The sequence below is a fragment of the Rhizobium sp. Root1220 genome, from assembly GCF_001426265.1.
Classification (GTDB): Bacteria; Pseudomonadota; Alphaproteobacteria; order Rhizobiales; family Rhizobiaceae; genus Rhizobium.
Genome location: NZ_LMDG01000023.1, coordinates 267,134 through 283,496 on the forward strand (window position 1 = coordinate 267,134; position 16,363 = coordinate 283,496).

At 61.2% G+C, this 16,363-nt stretch carries 17 protein-coding genes; 8 read left to right on the plus strand and 9 right to left on the minus strand.

Annotated elements, in window-relative coordinates; genetic code table 11:
- The first annotated feature begins 187 nt into the window (after window positions 1-187).
- The 5 genes from ASC90_RS15625 to ASC90_RS15645 all read left to right on the plus strand — a co-directional run bounded on the left by ASC90_RS15625 (window position 188) and on the right by ASC90_RS15645 (window position 6,571).
- Window positions 188-538 (plus strand): P-II family nitrogen regulator, encoded by a 351-nt coding sequence (locus ASC90_RS15625; RefSeq protein WP_056542135.1) that lies wholly within the window; start codon window positions 188-190, stop codon window positions 536-538.
- 24 nt (window positions 539-562) lie between these two features.
- Window positions 563-1,927: an ammonium transporter gene (locus ASC90_RS15630; protein WP_056542137.1), complete on the plus strand. Its 1,365-nt coding sequence runs from the start codon at window positions 563-565 to the stop codon at window positions 1,925-1,927.
- 237 nt (window positions 1,928-2,164) lie between these two features.
- A complete protein-coding gene (locus ASC90_RS15635) occupies window positions 2,165-4,837 on the plus strand; it encodes a DNA translocase FtsK (RefSeq protein ID WP_056542139.1) in 2,673 nt (890 codons plus the stop codon).
- A 135-nt stretch (window positions 4,838-4,972) separates the two neighbouring features.
- Window positions 4,973-5,647 carry an outer membrane lipoprotein carrier protein LolA gene (locus ASC90_RS15640; protein WP_056542141.1) on the plus strand — a complete coding sequence of 225 codons (675 nt, stop codon included), beginning with the start codon at window positions 4,973-4,975 and terminating at the stop codon, window positions 5,645-5,647.
- A gap of 120 nt (window positions 5,648-5,767) precedes the next feature.
- Complete coding sequence (locus tag ASC90_RS15645) at window positions 5,768-6,571, plus strand: exodeoxyribonuclease III (RefSeq protein ID WP_056542143.1); 804 nt, start codon at window positions 5,768-5,770, stop codon at window positions 6,569-6,571.
- Between the two features lie 4 nt (window positions 6,572-6,575).
- Here ASC90_RS15645 and ASC90_RS15650 read toward each other — a convergent pair whose 3' ends face one another.
- Both ASC90_RS15650 and ASC90_RS15655 read right to left on the minus strand, forming a co-directional pair.
- Entirely contained in the window at window positions 6,576-7,031 is a 456-nt protein-coding gene (locus ASC90_RS15650; protein WP_056542146.1) for a cyclic nucleotide-binding domain-containing protein, read from the minus strand.
- A 1-nt stretch (window position 7,032) separates the two neighbouring features.
- A complete protein-coding gene (locus tag ASC90_RS15655) occupies window positions 7,033-7,716 on the minus strand; it encodes a response regulator transcription factor (protein WP_056542148.1) in 684 nt (227 codons plus the stop codon).
- Window positions 7,717-7,858: 142 nt separating this feature from the next.
- Here ASC90_RS15655 and ASC90_RS15660 point away from each other — a divergent pair, with 142 nt between their 5' ends.
- Window positions 7,859-8,407, plus strand: coding sequence for a L,D-transpeptidase (locus ASC90_RS15660; RefSeq protein WP_056542150.1), 549 nt, complete (start codon window positions 7,859-7,861; stop codon window positions 8,405-8,407).
- A 134-nt stretch (window positions 8,408-8,541) separates the two neighbouring features.
- Window positions 8,542-9,372: an aldo/keto reductase gene (locus ASC90_RS15665; RefSeq protein WP_056542152.1), complete on the plus strand. Its 831-nt coding sequence runs from the start codon at window positions 8,542-8,544 to the stop codon at window positions 9,370-9,372.
- Window positions 9,373-9,436: 64 nt separating this feature from the next.
- Here ASC90_RS15665 and ASC90_RS15670 read toward each other — a convergent pair whose 3' ends face one another.
- From ASC90_RS15670 to ASC90_RS15685, 4 genes are all read right to left on the minus strand, one after another.
- A complete protein-coding gene (locus tag ASC90_RS15670) occupies window positions 9,437-9,964 on the minus strand; it encodes a histidine phosphatase family protein (protein ID WP_056542154.1) in 528 nt (175 codons plus the stop codon).
- A 102-nt stretch (window positions 9,965-10,066) separates the two neighbouring features.
- Window positions 10,067-11,476: a 3-isopropylmalate dehydratase large subunit gene (leuC, locus tag ASC90_RS15675; protein ID WP_056542156.1), complete on the minus strand. Its 1,410-nt coding sequence runs from the start codon at window positions 11,474-11,476 to the stop codon at window positions 10,067-10,069.
- Between the two features lie 243 nt (window positions 11,477-11,719).
- The gene (locus tag ASC90_RS15680; RefSeq protein ID WP_056542633.1) at window positions 11,720-12,541 is read right to left on the minus strand and encodes an amino acid ABC transporter permease; all 822 of its coding nucleotides are present in this window, start codon (window positions 12,539-12,541) and stop codon (window positions 11,720-11,722) included.
- 22 nt (window positions 12,542-12,563) lie between these two features.
- Window positions 12,564-13,361 carry a transporter substrate-binding domain-containing protein gene (locus ASC90_RS15685; protein ID WP_056542158.1) on the minus strand — a complete coding sequence of 266 codons (798 nt, stop codon included), beginning with the start codon at window positions 13,359-13,361 and terminating at the stop codon, window positions 12,564-12,566.
- Window positions 13,362-13,637: 276 nt separating this feature from the next.
- Here ASC90_RS15685 and ASC90_RS15690 point away from each other — a divergent pair, with 276 nt between their 5' ends.
- Window positions 13,638-14,081 (plus strand): SRPBCC family protein, encoded by a 444-nt coding sequence (locus tag ASC90_RS15690; protein ID WP_056542160.1) that lies wholly within the window; start codon window positions 13,638-13,640, stop codon window positions 14,079-14,081.
- A gap of 112 nt (window positions 14,082-14,193) precedes the next feature.
- Here the strand turns inward: ASC90_RS15690 and rplS are convergent, their stop codons facing one another.
- From rplS to rimM, 3 genes are all read right to left on the minus strand, one after another.
- On the minus strand, window positions 14,194-14,736 hold the full coding sequence (rplS, locus tag ASC90_RS15695; protein WP_056542162.1) for a 50S ribosomal protein L19: 543 nt from the start codon (window positions 14,734-14,736) through the stop codon (window positions 14,194-14,196).
- Window positions 14,737-15,093: 357 nt separating this feature from the next.
- Window positions 15,094-15,774: a tRNA (guanosine(37)-N1)-methyltransferase TrmD gene (gene trmD, locus ASC90_RS15700; protein ID WP_056542639.1), complete on the minus strand. Its 681-nt coding sequence runs from the start codon at window positions 15,772-15,774 to the stop codon at window positions 15,094-15,096.
- Between the two features lie 8 nt (window positions 15,775-15,782).
- Window positions 15,783-16,352, minus strand: coding sequence for a ribosome maturation factor RimM (gene rimM / locus ASC90_RS15705; RefSeq protein ID WP_056542641.1), 570 nt, complete (start codon window positions 16,350-16,352; stop codon window positions 15,783-15,785).
- Between the last annotated feature and the right edge of the window lie 11 nt (window positions 16,353-16,363).

The window sequence follows — 16,363 nt, forward strand, 5'->3', positions numbered from 1 at the left end:
GTGTTTTTTGAGCGATTATTAGGCAATCATTTGCCCATTTATTGATTTCATCTGCCATAGTCTTTATTTTTCAATAACTTAGTTTCCAATTCGAATCTGGCACGCCCCTTGAATGTAAGATGGTGGTCGCTGTGCGTAAACGCCAGCGGGCAAGGAGAGTCGGCTCCGCGCCGAGGGACAACGAAGGATGGGAAACCAGATGAAAATTGTGATGGCCATTATCAAGCCGTTCAAGCTCGATGAGGTGCGCGAAGCCCTCACCGCGATCGGCATTCAAGGCCTGACCGTGACCGAGGTAAAGGGATACGGGCGCCAGAAGGGACATACTGAAATCTATCGCGGCACCGAATACGCGGTCAGCTTCCTGCCGAAGCTCAAGATCGAAATTGCGGTTGCATCGGAACTCGTCGAAAAGACTGTCGAAGCCATCGCGTCGTCAGCAAAGACCGGCCAAATCGGCGATGGCAAGATCTTCGTCTACTCGATCGACCATGCGGTGCGCATCCGTACCGGCGAAACCGACTCAGAAGCGCTGTAACGGCTGAGCAAGGAGCTTTTTTCAATGTCCATTTCGAAGTTTTCATCCACTTTCGCGCGGCTCGGCGCTGCGTCCGCTGCGCTGCTCGCGCCGGTCGCCGCCTTCGCGCAAGATGCTGCCGCCACGGCTGCTCCAGCTGCTGCCGCCGCTCCTGTCCCGGACAAGGGCGACACGGCCTTCATGTTCATATCGACCCTGCTCGTTCTGTTCATGATCCTGCCGGGCCTTGCGCTGTTCTACGGTGGCCTCGTGCGCGCCAAGAACATGCTCTCGGTGCTGATGCAGTGCACGATGGTCGCCGCCGTACTGATGCTGATCTGGGTGATCTATGGCTACTCCTTCGCCTTCGGCGGTTCCGACAGCGCCTATTGGGGTGGCACCGCTAAGATCTTCCTGGCGGGTGTGACAAAGGATTCGACCGCTGCGACCTTCTCGCAGGGTGTCGTCATTCCAGAGTTCATCTTCGCGATGTTCCAGATGACCTTTGCTGCAATCACCCCTGCCCTGATCGTCGGCGCCTTTGCCGAGCGCATCAAGTTCTCGGCGGTTGTCCTGTTCTGCGCTCTTTGGGCAACCTTCGTCTACTTCCCGATCGCTCATATGGTCTGGGACGCCAATGGCCTGCTCTTCAAGATGGGCGCGCTGGACTTCGCAGGCGGTACGGTCGTTCACATCAATGCTGGTGTCGCCGGTCTGATCGGTGCGATCATGGTTGGCAAGCGTACCGGCTTTGGCAAGGACATGATGGCGCCGCATTCGATGACGCTCACCATGGTCGGTGCAGCAATGCTCTGGTTCGGCTGGTTCGGTTTCAACGCCGGCTCCAACCTCGAAGCTTCCGGCGGCGCGATGCTCGCAACGGTCAACACCTTCGTTGCGACCGCTGCTGCCGTCGTTTCCTGGGCGGCTGTCGAAACGCTCACTCGCGGAAAAGCATCGATGCTCGGCGGCGCCTCCGGCATGGTAGCTGGTCTCGTCGCGATCACGCCTGCAGCCGGTATCGTCGGCCCGATGGGCGCGATCATCATGGGGCTGCTCGTTTCGCCGCTTTGCTACTTCTTCGTCTCCGTGGTGAAGAACAAGTTCGGCTACGACGATACGGCTGACGTCTTCGGCGTTCACGGCATCGGCGGCATGTTCGGCGCCATCGCAACGGGCATCTTTGCAAGCGCATCGCTCGGCGGCATCGGCTACGCCGAAGGCGTGACGATGGGCGGCCAGGTCGTCACCCAGCTGACGGCGATCCTCACCACCGTCGTATGGTGCGGCGTCGGCTCGGCGATCCTCTACAAGATCGTCGACGTGATTGTCGGCCTGCGCGTTACCGTCGAAGCGGAGCGTGAAGGTCTCGACCTCGCAACGCACGGTGAAGCCGCATACCACTCCTGATCGCGGCCTGGCCGCGCCTTTAACGGGCGCGGCGTATAGCCCGTCGCGGCCCATCCGAAATGCAAGCCCACTTCCTGGCCCGGACCTTCCAAGGTTCGGGCTTTTTATTTTCAGGGTACCGGATGTGGGGCGCATGGTTAACACGGCTTTAACCGTCCTCTGGTTAGGTGGAGCAGACGCAATGGGCAGGGACGCATTGGCGATTCGCACGCTCTCACGCACTGAACGGGTACATAAATGGCAAGAAGCACATCGCCAGCAATGGATGGCCGGCCGGACCGTTTCTCCCTTTCGGGATTCATGTTCCGCCAGGCGCAGACCCTCTCGGGCTTTGCGATTTTCGTGCTGCTGGCGCTCGCGATCGCGGCCCTCGCGACCTGGAATGTCGCCGATCCCAGTTACTCCTATGCAACCGGCAATGAGCCGACCAACATTCTGGGCTATAGCGGTGCTGCCTTTGCCGATATCCTCATGCAATTCTTCGGGCTGGCCAGCGTCGTGGCGCTGCTACCCGTCGTCGCCTGGGCGCTGGCACTGATCTCGGGCCGCCGGTTCAGCCGCATTCCGGCGCGGGCCGCGGCCTGGGCGCTGGGGTCGGTTCTCTCCTCTGCCGTTCTCGGTTGCTTCCCGCCGCCGCTCACTTGGCCTATTCCGAATGGCATCGGTGGCGTGGTCGGGGACATGATCCTGCGCTTTCCCGCGCTCTTCGTCGGTGCCTATCCGACCGGCGCATTTGCCACGGCTATCGGCTGCATCTTCGCCGTCCCGACCGTCTGGATGATGCTGTTTGCCGCTGGCATCGTCGGCCGAACCGAGGAGGAGGAGGCAGAAGAGGAAAACCAGGCCTACGCCGCCAGCCGTTCGAAGCTGCGTTCGGTGGGAGACGAGGACGAGGACGACGATGGCGGCGGCTGGCTCGCCTTCGGGGCGCTGACGCATGCATGGTACATGAGCCAGGCGCGCATGCGTCGCCTGCTCGGCCTTGGACCGCGCAAGCGCCGGCAGGACGACTTTGAATCGCCCTACGATTTCAACGATGACGAGTTCGGCAAGCTCAACGAGCCGGTTCGTGCCAAGGCGCCCGCTGCACGTGGTGAACGTATGGAGCCCTCGCTAGAGCCGCGTGCCGCCTCGCAGCGCCGTATCGTCTCCGCCCCGTCGATCTCGCTGAACGACGATGACGAGGACGACGACATCGCGTTTGGCAGCGGCATGCCGCCCCGACCCGCCGATATCCTGCCGGATGACGACGACGACTGGATGATGCGCGCTCCCGCCAAGCAGAACGGCGGCCGGCCGGAGCCCCGCGTCGTGCAACCGCCCCCGCGCCCGAAGCCGGGCGCTCGCATGGATCGGGAACAACAGGGTTCGTTCATTCGCCCGGAGGGCTTCCAGCTGCCATCGATGCATCTGCTTGCCGAACCGAAAAACGTCGTGCGCGACTCGACACTGTCGGCCGACGCGCTTGAGCAGAATGCTCGCATGCTGGAAGGCGTGCTCGAGGACTTCGGCGTCAAGGGCGAGATCATCCATGTGCGCCCGGGTCCTGTCGTGACGCTCTACGAGCTTGAGCCGGCGCCCGGAATCAAATCGTCGCGCGTGATCGGTCTCGCCGACGACATTGCTCGCTCTATGAGCGCGATCGCTGCCCGCGTCGCGGTCGTTCCAGGCCGCAACGCCATCGGCATCGAACTGCCGAACTCGACGCGCGAGACGGTCTATCTGCGCGAACTTATCGCCTCCAGGGATTTCGAGGGCTCGAAGGCCAAGCTTGCCATGGCGCTCGGGAAGACAATCGGCGGCGAGGCGGTCATAGCCGACCTCGCCAAGATGCCGCATCTGCTGGTTGCCGGTACCACCGGTTCCGGTAAATCCGTCGCCATCAACACGATGATCCTGTCGCTGCTCTACCGTCTGACGCCGGACCAGTGCAGATTGATCATGATCGATCCGAAGATGCTCGAACTCTCCGTCTATGACGGCATCCCGCATCTGCTGTCGCCTGTCGTCACCGATCCGAAGAAGGCCGTCGTTGCGCTCAAGTGGACCGTCAGGGAGATGGAAGAGCGCTACAAGAAGATGTCGAAGATCGGCGTGCGAAACATCGATGGTTTCAACAGCCGCGTCGAGCAGGCCCTCTCCAAGGGCGAGGTGATTTCACGCACCGTCCAGACAGGCTTCGACCGCCACACCGGCGAGGCGATGTACGAGACCGAGGAATTCGATCTGAAGCCGATGCCCTACATTGTCGTCATCATCGATGAGATGGCTGACCTGATGATGGTGGCCGGCAAGGACATCGAAGGCGCCGTGCAGCGACTGGCGCAGATGGCGCGCGCGGCAGGCATCCACGTGATCATGGCGACGCAGCGTCCTTCGGTCGACGTCATCACCGGCACGATCAAGGCCAACTTCCCGACCCGCATCTCCTTCCAGGTGACCTCGAAGATCGACAGCCGCACCATCCTCGGCGAGCAGGGTGCTGAACAGCTGCTCGGCATGGGCGACATGCTCTACATGGCGGGCGGCGGGCGCATCCAGCGCGTTCACGGTCCGTTTGTCGCCGACCTGGAAGTCGAGGAGATCGTTGCCTATCTGAAGACCCAGGGATCGCCGCAGTATCTCGACGCCATCACCGCCGATGACGATGAGGACGGCGATTACGGCGGCGGGCCGGCAGGCACCTCAAATCTCTCGGATTCGGAGGATCCCTACGATCAGGCCGTCGCGATTGTTCTGCGTGACGGAAAGGCTTCGACGTCGTATATTCAGCGTAGACTTGGCATCGGTTACAACCGTGCAGCGTCGCTGATCGAACGGATGGAACAGGAAGGCATCATCGGGCCCGCCAACCATGCCGGAAAGCGCGAGATTCTGGTTCCGACCGAAGGCGATATTCTCGACCGCTGACAGTCGATGTATCGTCGCCACGACGGACTTCACGGAAACCTGATCGGCTTGAAACCGTTACCTTCCGCAGGCCTGCGATCGCGCCATGAAGACGCCGCGTTTCGGCAGCATGCAGAACGCATAGAGGAGACCTAAATGAACAACTCCGAGTCCTTCCTGAGCCGCATCTCGCTGACACGCCGCCATATGCTTGGCACTCTGGCTGTCGCCGCGGCTTCGACCACCTTGCCGCTCAGTGTCTTTGCTCAGGCCGCGGCTGCGGCGTCGAGCAATGCGACCGCTCAGGCGATCGCCGACCACTTCTCCAGCGTCGGGACGATGCAGGGCGAGTTCGTGCAATTCGGACCGCGCGGCGAGCAGACCGGCGGCAAGTTCTTTATCCAGCGTCCCGGCAGGCTGCGCTTCAACTATGACAATCCCTCGCCAATCCGCGTTATCGCCGATGGCAAGAATGTCGCGATCGGCAACATGAAGCTGAAGACCTGGGATCTCTACCCGCTTTCGAAGACGCCACTCAGCCTGCTTCTCGCCCAGCGCATCGACCTGTCGGCAGGATCGGTGAAGAGCGTCAAGCAGGAGTCCGACCTGACGACGATCGCTCTCGGCAACAACACGGTATTCGGCAATTCGACGATCACCATGATGTTCGATCCGAAGACCTACGACCTGAGGCAGTGGACGATCACGGACAACCAGGGCAAGGACACCTCGGTGATGGTCTTCAACGTGAAGACCGGCATGCAGTTCGACGACAAGGTCTTCAGGGTGCCATACGAAGTCATTCCCGGAACGGCCGCCTATCGCGACTAGGCCTTTTCGTGCTCCAGAACAACGCCCTGCGGTCCGCGGGGCGTTTTTCTTTGGGTGGGTCCGTTCCTTCGACGCAGGCTTTGTTCTACAGCCAGTCCGTTCGCGTTGAAAGGCAATGGAATGAGCTTCTCGGTCACCACTTGGAACATCAATTCGCTACGGCTGCGCATGCCGATCGTCGAGCAGTTCGTCCTCAAGCATAAGCCTGACATCCTGTGCTTTCAGGAAACCAAGGTTCCGAACGAGCTGTTTCCGGCCTCGCCGCTGCGCGCCATGGGCTACGAGCACGTTATCATTCACGGTCAGAAGGGCTATCACGGCGTCGCGATCGCCTCGCGTTTGCCGCTCGTCGAGGACCATCGGCAGGACTACTGCAAGGTCGGGGATGCGCGTCATATCTCGGCGATCTTCGAGCGCGGCAGCCGGCGCATTCGGCTCCATAATTTCTATGTGCCCGCCGGGGGCGACGAGCCGGACCGGACGATCAATCCGAAGTTCGGCCACAAGCTGGATTTCATCGAGGAGATGAAGCTGCTGAAGGCAAACGGCGAGGCCAACACGTCGGCGATTCTCGTCGGCGATCTCAACATTGCGCCGCTTGAACACGACGTCTGGTCGCACAAGCAGCTCCTGAAGATCGTCAGCCACACGCCTGTCGAAACCGAAGGACTGCTTGATGTCATGCAACGCGGCGGCTGGCTCGACCTGATGCGCCAGAACGTCCCTGAGTCCCAAAAACTCTATACGTGGTGGAGCTATCGCGCCAAGGACTGGGAAGCGGCCGATCGCGGACGCCGTCTTGACCACATCTGGTCGTCAAGAGAACTCGGCCCGCTCCTGCGGCGGATCGACATCTTGAAAGAGGCGCGCGGCTGGGAGCGGCCGTCCGACCATGTGCCGGTGACGGCCCACTTCGATCTTTGACGGCTCAGGCGAAGCGATGAAGCTCGGCGGCGGCCCTCGCCGCCAGCTCGGCGATATTGTCGCGGATGCGGTTCTCAATCAGGCGGGCGGCATCCGGATACTCTTCGATCAGCCGATGGAACAGGGCGCGCGTGATGCGAATGATGCTGGTGTCGTCCTTGGCGACTGCGGTGAACTTGCGTTCGACCAGGGTGACGAGCGCCAGCTCGGATAGAAGTGTACCCGGGCCGACGGTCGACTGAACCTCGAGCTGGCCATCGCGACCGGTCCGGCTCAGCTCCATTTCTCCACTCAGGATGACGTAGGCGCTTTCGGCCGGAGAGCCCTCGCGAAAAAGCATCTGGCCGGCCGAAATCACGCGGCGATCCGCACCGAAGGCGACCAGCCGCAACTGGTCCTCCGACATTCCATTGAACAACGGGAGCTGCGAGAGCAGGCGGATATCGTCGTTCAGCGCCATCTTACGGTATGATCTTGTAGCCGCCGTTTTCTGTTACCAGAATCTCGGCATTGGATGGATCGCGCTCGATCTTCTGGCGCAGGCGGTAGACATGCGTCTCCAGGGTGTGCGTCGTCACACCGGAATTGTAGCCCCATACCTCTTCCAGCAGCACGTCGCGGGTGACGACCTTCTGCTCGGCGCGATAGAGATAACGAATGATTGCCGCTTCCTTCTCGGTGAGGCGGATCTTCTGGCCGTTTTCGGTCGTCAGCAACTTCTGGCTTGGCTTGAAGACATAGGGGCCAACGCTGAAGGTGGCATCCTCACTCTGCTCGTGCTGGCGAAGCTGGACGCGGATGCGAGCCAGCAGCACCGCGAACCGGAATGGCTTCGTTACGTAGTCGTTCGCGCCGGCTTCGAGGCCGAGAATCGTGTCGGAATCGGTGTCGTGGCCGGTCAGCATGATGATCGGCGCCTTCAGGCCACCCTTGCGCAACAGCTTGACCGCCTCGCGGCCATCCATGTCAGGCAGGCCGACGTCCATGATCAGCAAATCGATCGGTGTGGAACGTGCGCGTTCAACGCCCTTGCCCGCAGTTGCTTCCTGCAGAACCGTAAACTCCTCGTAGAGCGAAAGCTGCTCCGTGAGGGTCTCGCGGAGGTCGTCGTCATCGTCCACCAATAGAATGGTGCGTGCGGTCATGCGGCTCTATCCTCGCCATCCGGTTCCCTAGTCCTACGCCAATTTCGGTGATTGGCAAAGATCGGGAGACCAAGCTGTTGTCGTATATGGTGCTATATGATTTCAATATATGCCCTAGGCAATGCAAAGACATGCGAGAAAGATGGAAAAAACAAGGCGGTCGGACAGTATACAGTCAACGATCATTACCGTGCGTCCGGCACCGGGCAATAAAAGCCGTGCCTTGGTTCAATTCGGCACGATTACAGTGCCCGCCGCGATTGGCCGTGCGGGACGAACGGTTCTGAAGCGCGAGGGCGACGGCGCAACACCGATCGCTTCGATGAAACTGCTGTGCGGCTTTCGCCGCGGCGAACGGCCCGTGCACCTCAAGACACCGCTGGTGATTCGCCGCATCCGCAGCGACATGCTCTGGTGCGATCAGCCCGACGATGCCAACTACAATCGCCTCGTGAAGGCACCGTTTCGCCCAGGCCGCGAAGAGATGAAACGCAAAGACGGACTGTATGACGTCTGCCTCGTCATGGACTGGAACATCACCTCGAGAGCGCGCAATCGCGGATCGGCGATCTTCTTCCACCTGATCAAGCCCGGTTATGAGCCAACGGCCGGCTGCGTGGCCATTCACCGACGCGACATGCGCCGTCTGCTGCCGTTCCTGCGTAAGGGAACGGTGGTGCGTGTTCTCTGACCGGCGGGGGTGATAATCCAAAGCCGATGACCTATATGCATTTCGACCGGCGCCCGGGCTGAAAGGCGCGCAGGGAAATCTGCTGGAGCGCGGATTCAATCACGCCCGTCCAATTAAACTCCCGGAGATATATTGTGGCACAACAACCCATCATCACTTTCCATGACGGACATTCCATTCCCCAGGTCGGCCTCGGCGTCTGGCAGACGCCGCAGGACATCGCGGCACCCACGGTTCGCGCGGCGATTGCCGCCGGCTACCGTCACATCGATACGGCGTCGGGCTATGACAATGAAGAGGGTGTCGGCGAGGGCATTCGCGCGTCTGGGCTCGACCGCAAGGATATTTTTGTCACCACCAAGCTTCGGAATACCGATCAGGGCTACGACGCCACGATGCGCGCCTTTGACGGCAGCCTGAAGAAGCTTGGTATGGACTATGTCGATCTCTACCTTGTTCACTGGCCGTCGCCGCATCGCGGGCTCTACCGCGAGACCTGGAAGGCCTTCGTCAAGATCAGGGAAGAGGGGCGCGCTCGTTCCATCGGCGTGTCGAACTTCTATCCCGATCACCTCGAGCATATCATCGGCGACACGGGTGTCGTTCCTGTCATCAACCAGATCGAGCTTCACCCGGACTTCCAGCAAAAGGCAGCCCGGGAGGCGCACGAGAAGCTGAATATCGTGACCGAGTCCTGGAGCCCGCTCGGTCAGGGCAAGTTGATCGCGAATGCGGCCATCGGCCAAATCGCCGCCAAGCACGGCAAGACGCCGGCGCAGGTCATTATCCGCTGGCATCTCGACAGTGGTCTCGTCGTCATTCCGAAGTCGGTCACGCCGTCGCGCATCGAAGAAAACTTTAAGGTTTTCGACTTCAAGCTCGATGCTGAGGATATGGCAGCGATCGCCAAACTCGACGACAAAGGTGCCCGCATGGGGCCGGATCCGTACACCGCAACGTTCTGATCGTGGCAGCAGCCGCTCTCTTCTTTCCCGTTCCGGAAAGAGGGGGGCGGGCAGTCCCCGCCGCTTAGGTGAGCGAACGCGGCGCGACAAAGCGCTCCAGGAAGCCGCTGCGTGGATTCAGATCCCCCCATCGATCCGCGTCCACGGTGATCACCGCCAGGCCTGCGGTCGGGAACTTCCGCCGCAGGCGCATGCAGGATTCGGCGTCGCCAGCGCCGACGAGATCATTTGCAAACTCCTGGAAACCGGGATTGTGCCCGATCAGCATCAGCGTTCGAACGGAGGGTTCGATCGTCTGGAGTATCGCGGAGATGTCAGCCGCCGAGGCTTCGTACAGACGTTCCACATCGCGCTTTTCGATCGAAGACGGCAGCGCGCCGGCGGCGAGCATCCACGTTTCCTGGGTGCGACGTGCGGATGAGACCAGAACCAGATCAGGAACAAGGCCTTCGCGCGCCAAATAGCCGCCCATCAGCGGGGCTGCCTTTTCACCGCGTTCGGCAAGCGGGCGCTCGTGATCGGCTATGCCCGCAGGCCAGGCGGACTTGGCGTGACGCAACAACAGAAGGCGGCGCTTGCTTTCGGCGTTCATATCACTCGCCAGGCAGGGAGCACGAGATTGTCTCGCGGTTTGAATGCTCCTTCACGCGAAACATATGGCCTCCCCCTGTTCGTCAGGGGGAGGCCATGGATCTTAGTTCCACTCGCGGATGTCTACGAAGTGACCGGCGATCGCGGCTGCCGCGGCCATGGCGGGCGACACCAGATGCGTGCGGCCCTTGAAGCCCTGGCGGCCTTCGAAGTTGCGGTTGGAGGTCGAGGCGCAACGCTCGCCCGGCTTCAGGCGATCGTCGTTCATCGCAAGACACATGGAGCAGCCCGGCTCGCGCCAGTCGAAACCGGCGGCCTTGAAGATCTTGTCGAGGCCCTCGGCTTCCGCCTGTTCCTTGACGAGGCCGGAGCCCGGAACGATCATCGCATCGACGGTTGCGGCAACGGTCTTGCCTTCGACGACCTTGGCGGCAGCGCGCAGGTCCTCGATGCGACCGTTGGTGCAGGAGCCGATGAAGACGCGGTCGACAGCGATGTCGGTGATCTTCGTGCCCGGCTTCAGGCCCATGTAGTCCAGCGCGCGCCACTTGGAGGTGCGCTTGTTCTCGTCGGTGATTTCATCCGGGTTCGGAACGATGCCTTGCACCGAGATGACGTCCTCGGGAGAAGATCCCCAGGAGACGATCGGCGGCAGTTCGGCGGCGTTGAGCGTGACGATGCGGTCGTAGTGGGCGCCTTCGTCAGAAACCAGCGTCTTCCAGTAGGCAATTGCCTGCTCAAGCGTTTCGCCCGTCGGCGAGCGCGGCTTGCCCTTGATGTATTCGAACGTGATCTCGTCCGGCGCAATCAGGCCGGCGCGGGCACCGCCCTCGATCGACATGTTGCAGATCGTCATGCGACCTTCCATCGACAGCGCGCGAATGGCTTCGCCGGCATACTCGATGACGTAGCCCGTGCCGCCGGCAGTGCCGATCTCGCCGATGATGGCGAGCACGATGTCCTTGGCGGTGACACCAGTCGGCAACTGGCCGTCGACCTGCACCAGCATGTTTTTCGCCTTCTTCTGGATCAACGTCTGGGTGGCCAGAACGTGTTCCACTTCAGACGTGCCGATGCCGTGTGCCAGCGAGCCGAAGGCGCCATGCGTCGAGGTATGGCTGTCGCCGCAGACGATCGTCATGCCCGGCAGGGTAAAGCCCTGTTCCGGTCCGATGATGTGGACGATGCCCTGGCGCTTGTCGCTGGCCGAGTAGTATTCGACGCCGAATTCAGCGGCGTTGATCGCGAGTTGCTCGACCTGGATACGGCTTTCCTCGTTCTTGATGCCAAGGTGGCGATCCGGCGAGGTCGGAACGTTGTGGTCGACGACAGCCAGCGTCTTTTCAGGCGCGCGGACCTTGCGTCCGGTCATACGCAAGCCTTCGAAGGCCTGCGGCGAGGTGACCTCGTGGACCAGGTGGCGGTCGATGTAGAGAAGACAGGTGCCGTCGGCCTGTTGATCGACCAGGTGGTCGTCCCAGATCTTGTCGTAAAGGGTACGCGGTGCGCTCATGGCGGTAGGTCCGTTTTTGGGTGCGTATGGTAATGGAGTTTGATGACGGAAAGGTCCGCCGGCCGTCATTCGATCAACGAAGTCGGCTGTTGAGTGCGCCGGAAACGGCCGCAAAGAAGCGTGCCGGCAGGCGATAATGATCCTGCAGCACGAAAATATGGGCGCCAGTGCAACTGAACTTGGATTCCATGAGCCGTCACATATCAATTTTTGGCGGCCGCGGCAATTCCAATCATTCAGCCGCTATCGCCGATCCTTCCCGCGCATCCGCTTCTCCACTTGCCTCAGGGCAAGCGACAATCCGATCGTCAGGATCAGGTAGATATAGGTGACGATCGAATAGGTTTCAAAGAAGCGGAACGAGCCGGAGGCATAGATCTTGCCCATCTGCGTGATGTCGGCGACGCCGAGCACCGAGACCAGCGAACTGTCCTTCACCATGGCGACGAAATCGTTGGACAACGGCGGGAAGATCACCTTGATCGCTTGCGGAAACACCACGAAACGGAAGCGGTGATAGCGCGACAGGCCAAGCGCCTTCGCCGCCTCGATCTGTCCGTGATCGACGGATTGAATGCCGGCGCGGAAGACCTCGGCGATGAACGAAGAATAGCCGATCATCAGGGCGATGATCGCCCGCCACATCAGCGAGAAATCGCGCACCAGCACCGGCTCGGCGAGACCGGCCTTCACCAGCGGCGAGGTCAGGAAATTGTAGGCGGCGACGATGGCCGGGGCGCCGACGAAGGCGATGTAGAAGAGCAGCACCAGCATCGGCACGCCACGAATGACCTCGACATAGAAACGGGCGATCTGGCGCAACACGAGGCTGTCGGACAGGCCGAGTAGCGCGATGCAGAGGCCGAGGACGGTTGCCAGGGCAAAGCCCACCAGCGTCACGAATATGGTGACGCCGACGCCATTGAAGACGGTGCGGAAGACCTGCGCATAGATATCGTTGGTGATGATGACGGCGGCGAGGATGAGGCCGATCACGACGAGGGCGACCAGCCACCAGGGATAGTCGCCCTTCTCATGCCCTGATGGGGCCGGCTGAGGAGCCATCATGCTCCGTTCCCGGGCAGGGTCACTGCCCCATCTTGTAGTCGAGGAACCACTTCTTGTTCAGGCCATCCAGTGTGCCGTCGGCCTTGAGGCTGGCAATCGCGGCATTGACCGGCGCCACCAGATCCGAACCCTTCGGGAAGATGAAACCGAAATCCTCGGTGCCGAGCGGGCCGCCGATGACCTTGAGGCCGCCCTTGGAGGCGTCGACATAGCCTTGGGCGGCAACGCTGTCGGTCAGCACGACATCCACGTCGCCTGATTTCAGCGCCTGCACCGTGGCGCCGAAGGTCTCGAACAGTTTGATGCGCGGGTTCTGCTCGTTGCCGTCGAGAATCTCGTAGACGGCCGCATAGAAGGGCGAGGTGCCCGGCTGGGCGCCCACGAGGCCATCGTTGAAAGCGCCGAATGTCTTGGCGTCGGTGAAGCGGCTCTCGTCGCCGCGCACCAGCATGAACTGCTGCGAGCGCATATACGGATCGGAGAAATCCACCTTGGCCTTGCGGTCGTCCTTGATGGTGATGCCGGTCATGCCGATGTTGTACTGGTTATCCGACACCGCCTGGATCATCGCGTCCCAACTGGTGTTCTGGTACTCGACCTTGAAGTTCAGCCGCTTGGCGATCTCGTTCATGGCATCATACTCCCAGCCGATCTGCTGGCCGGATTTCGGATCGACGAACTGCAACGGCGGATAGGCGTTTTCGGTGACGACGACGACACTCCTGCCCTTCAAATCCGGCAGATCGGCAGCTGACGCCGCCAGCGGCGAAAGGATGAGAGCGGTCAGTCCGGCAAGGACGGTGCGGCGGAACGGCATGGAAATCTCCCCAAAACAATGCTCGCGGAACCTGTCATAGTTGCGAAGTGGCTGGCAAGAGGATTGGCTTGTAGCTATGGGCGAAAACAGGAATTGTGGTCTAAAAAGGCGTTGGTTTCGGGGAAGGAAATTCGCGGAGTGCGAAAGGTGGTTGCAAATGCTTCGCCAACGCTGTCGCATTTCACTTGAACAAAAGCCCGATCGCATGTCGGATCGGCAAAGCCTCGTTCGTCCTCGGGTTTTCACCCGCTCCGTCAATTTGAGAGGATCAGGATAATGCCAAGCACTGTACGACTGCACCGCGTTCTCGCGACCACGCCCGAGAAAGTCTATCGCGCCTTTCTTGAAGCCGACGCTCTGGCAAAGTGGCTTCCGCCGAACGGCTTTGTGTGTACCGTCGATCATCTGGAACCGACAGTCGGCGGCACGTTCAGGATGTCGTTCCGAAACTTCACGACCGGCAACAGGCACGCCTTTGGCGGTGAATATCTCGAGCTCGTTGCCGGTGAGCGGCTTCGCTATGTCGACAGGTTCGACGATCCCAACCTGCCCGGCGAAATGGACGTCACGGTAACGCTGAAGAAGGTTTCGGTGGGAACCGAGGTGGAGATCATCCAGGCAGGCATTCCCGATGTCATTCCGGCGGAGGCTTGCTATCTCGGCTGGCAGGAATCGCTGAGAAACCTGGCGCGGCTGGTCGAGCCCGAGATTTCCGGGTAAAGCGTCGGCCGGGCAAAAGCAGCAAGGAGAGAGTTCGTCACTCCTCGACTGACCCAAAACAAAAAAGGCGACCCGAGGGTCGCCTTTCGCATCAATCCGTGAGGATCGAAACTTATTCTGCTGCCGGCTCAGCTGCTGCTGCAGCGGCTGCTTCTGCAGCGGCCTTGGCTTCAGCGGCTTCCTGTGCTGCCTTTTCGGCTGCCAGCGCCTGAGCTGCCGCAACCTTTTCGGCTTCCAGACGTGCCTTTTCCTGGGCCAGAGCGGCGCGCTCGGCGTCGTTGAGCTTGCGGGCGCGGGTGCCGGTGTCTTCAACGATACGGGCAGACTTGCCGCGACGATCGCGCAGGTAGTAGAGCTTGGCGCGACGGACCTTGCCGCGGCGAACGACTTCTACGCTTTCGATTGCCGGCGAGTAGATCGGGAACAGGCGCTCGACGCCTTCGCCGTAGGAGATCTTGCGAACCGTGAAGTTTTCCTGCAGACCGCCGCCAGAGCGAGCGATGCAAACGCCTTCGTAGGCCTGTACGCGGGTACGCGTGCCTTCGGTGACCTTCACGTTGACGCGGACGGTGTCGCCCGGGGAGAATTCTGGAAGCGTGCGCTTGGCTTCGATCTTGGCGACCTGTTCGGCCTCAAGCTGCTGAATGATGTTCATCGTCTTAACCCTTGGTTCTTCTGAAACAGCCAGAGCGCTCAACACGTGTCCTTTGGTACGAGACCTCCGGATTTAGCCCTTTACGGACAGGAGCGGGTTCGCCATTCTTTGTTGCTGGTAGACGGGGATAACCCCATTTCCGCGTGCGCTCCTACACCAAAGCAACCGGCTTGTCATCCCTCGCGGGGGATTTTTATCGCTGGCGGCCGTTGATTCTGGTTGCTGGAGCAGATCCCGCGCTTTCTGCGGCACCGAGCAGGATGCGGCTCAGCCAGGGACAACACCGCGGCAGGCCCATGCGACCGAGGCGAAGGAGCGTGGGCCATCCGGCGGCAAGCAGTTTAATAGGTCCTGAGCCTAGTCTTCCAGCAGATCCGGCCGCCGCTCGCGGGTCAGCTGCAGCGCCTGCTCGCGCCGCCATTTGTCGATGGCGCCGTGGTTGCCTGACGTCAGGATCGCCGGAATGTCGCGGCCTTCCCATTCCTGCGGGCGGGTGTAGTGCGGGTGCTCGAGCAGGCCGCCTTCGAAGCTTTCGTGCAGGCCCGAGAGGTCGTTGCCCATGACGCCGGGCAGGATGCGGACGATAGCGTCGAGCACCGTCAGCGCTGCCGGTTCGCCGCCTGACAGCACGTAGTCGCCGATCGAGACTTCTTCCAGCTCTCGCGCATCGATGACACGCTGGTCGACGCCTTCGAAGCGGCCGCAGACGATGATGACGCCGTCGCCGGCTGCCAGTTCGCGCACGCGCTTCTGGGTGAGCGGCTTGCCGCGCGGGCTCATGAGCAGCCGTGGGCGGGTGTCGTTGTCGGCGACGGTGTCGATGGCACGCGCCAGCACGTCGGGCTTCAGCACCATACCGGCGCCGCCGCCGGCAGGCGTATCATCGACGGTGCGGTGCTTGTCGGTGGCGAAGTCGCGGATCTGCACGGCATCGAGTGCCCATTGGCCACGCTCCATCGCCTTGCCGGCAAGCGAATAGCCCAGATGGCCGGGAAACATTTCCGGGTAGAGTGTCAGGACGGTCGCCCGGAAGGCCATCGGCTTGCTCACTTCTTCTTTTTCGGCTTGTCAGCGGTAAACGGCGGATCGTCGTCGGGGTTGTCGACAAGGCCGGCAGCGCGCGGATCGATGGTGATCTTGCCGCTTTCGAGATCGATCTCGAGAACCGAGGCCTCCGAGAATGGAATCAGCACCGGGCGCTTGCCGGGACCTTTCAGCTCAAGCAGATCGCCGGCGCCGAAATCGAAAACGCCTGTCACCTTGCCGTAGCTAACGCCCTGATCGTCCAGCGCTTCCAGGCCCTCGAGATCGGCATAGAAGAACTCGTCTTCCTCGAGCTCGTCATCCGGCAGGTTGTCGCGGTCGATATAGAGTTCCAGGCCGTTCAGCGCTTCGGCGGCGTTGCGATCATTGATGCCGCGGAAGCGGATGACGACGATGTTCTTCATCTCGCGGATTTCCAGCACCTCGAAACTGCGGCCGTCCATGCTGTGCAGGTGGCCATAGTCGCCGAGCGCCGTCGGATCGGCACTGTAGGACTTTGCGCGGACTTCGCCGCGCAGGCCCTGTGCACCACCGATCGTTGCCATCAGCACCGGATTTTCAAGCTTTGTCATGAGATCCTTTG